General features: G+C 73.2%; 2 protein-coding genes. Both read left to right on the forward strand.

From position 1 onward, the window contains the following. Window positions 1-359: RICIN domain-containing protein (locus VR45_RS41320; RefSeq protein ID WP_045945132.1), on the forward strand; the 359-nt coding region annotated here is incomplete at its 5' end. Window positions 360-653: 294 nt separating this feature from the next. Next, window positions 654-1,835, forward strand: coding sequence for an elongation factor Tu (gene tuf, locus VR45_RS41325; RefSeq protein WP_045945133.1), 1,182 nt, complete (start codon window positions 654-656; stop codon window positions 1,833-1,835). Window positions 1,836-1,872: the final 37 nt, after the last annotated feature.

Consider the following 1,872-nt stretch of genomic DNA (forward strand, 5'->3'; position numbering starts at 1 on the left):
GCTCGCAGCGCTGCATCGGCACCATCGGCCACCGGCTCAGCGACGGCACCGGACTGGAGCTCCAGGACTGCACCGGCGGCGCCTGGCAGACCTGGGACTTCCGTCCGGACGGCACCGTCCGGGCCGGCGCCCTCTGCATGGACGTGGCCTGGGGCTCGGTCGTCAACGGCACCCGGATCCAGGTGGCGATCTGCAACGGCGGCCCCGCCCAGCGGTTCGTCCTCGCGGGCCCCGAGGACCTCGTCAACCCCCAGGCGAACAAGTGCGTGGACGCCAAGGACAAGGGCACCGCCGCCGGCACCCCGCTCCAGCTGTGGGACTGCTCCGGCACCCCCAACCAGAAGTGGTACCTGCGCTGACCCGACCGTCCGGGGGCGGCTCAGCCCGTCCGGGGGCAGGACGTGATCCGGTGCCCCACCGGAAAACCGCTCGCGGACGCCCGCGCGCACCGGCATGATGAACCCCATGTTCCAGTACGCCATCGCCGAATTCCCCGCAGTCGCGGGCGCGATGGCTGCTGCCCAGGCAGTCGCAGCCGCATTCGACGGCGCACGAAGCTGACCTTCCCCGGGTCGTCCCCGGGACCTCAGGCGGGGAAGGTCGGCCCGTCGCTGAGGTCCCGTCATCACGCTGACGACTCCCGGAGAGAAACCATGGCCAAGCAGGCCTTCGTGCGCAGCAAGCCGCACCTGAACATCGGCACCATGGGTCATGTCGACCACGGCAAGACCACCCTCACCGCGGCCATCACCAAGGTCCTGGCCGAGCGCGGCGGCGGCTCGTTCGTCCCGTTCCACCGGATCGACCGGGCCCCGGAGGAGGCCGCCCGCGGCATCACCATCAACATCGCGCACGTCGAGTACGAGACGGCCACCCGGCACTACGCCCACGTCGACATGCCCGGCCACGCCGACTTCGTGAAGAACATGATCACCGGTGCGGCGCAGCTGGACGGCGCGATCCTGGTCGTCTCCGCCCAGGACGGCATCATGCCGCAGACCGCCGAGCACGTGCTGCTGGCCCGTCAGATCGGCGTCGAGCACGTCGTGGTGGCGCTGAACAAAGCCGACGCGGGTGACCCGGAGCTCCTGGAGCTGGTCGAGCTGGAGGTGCGCGAGCTGCTCGGCACGCACGGCTACGACGGCGCGGCCCTGCCGGTGGTCCCGGTCTCCGGGCTGCGCGCGCTGGAGGGCGACCCGTACTGGTCGGCCGCGCTGCTGCGGCTGCTGGACGCGGTGGACACCCACGTGCCGACGCCGGTGCGGTACACCGACGCGCCGTTCCTGCTGCCGATCGAGAACGTGCTCACCATCACCGGTCGCGGCACGGTGGTGACCGGCGCGGTCGAGCGCGGACGGGTGCGGACGGGCGACCGGGTGGAGGTCCTCGGCAACGACGCGGAGGTGCAGTCCGTGGTGACGGGCGTGGAGACCTTCGGCCGGACCATGGAGTCCGCGGAGGCGGGCGACAACGTCGCGCTGCTGCTGCGCGGGGTGCAGCGCGGGCAGGTCCGGCGCGGTCAGGTGGTCGCGGCGGTCGGCAGCGCCTCCGTGCACACGGGCTTCACCGCCCGGCTGCGCCTGCTGTCGACGGCCGAGGGCGGCCGCCGGACGCCCGTCGCCGGCGGCTACCGCCCGCAGTTCTACCTGCGGACGGGCGACGTGGTCGGCGAGGTCCGGCTGCCCGAGGGGGTCGCCGTGGCGCTGCCGGGCGAGACCGTCGAGGTGACGGTGACGCTCGGGCAGTCCATGCCGCTGGAGCCCGGCCTCGGCTTCGCCGTCCGCGAGGGCGGGCGGACGGTGGCGGCGGGCACGGTGGGGACCGTGCTCGACTGAGCCCCCGGGCCGGCGGCGAAGGCGCACCGTCGTGCCT

The sequence above is a fragment of the Streptomyces sp. NRRL S-495 genome (genome assembly GCF_000966955.1).
In the GTDB taxonomy this organism is placed as follows: Bacteria; Actinomycetota; Actinomycetes; order Streptomycetales; family Streptomycetaceae; genus Kitasatospora; species Kitasatospora purpeofusca.

Coding starts and splice junctions, on each gene's coding strand:
- tuf (WP_045945133.1), top strand. CDS start 654: ATGGCCAAGCAGGCCTTCGTGCGCAGCAAGCCGCACCTGAACATCGGC.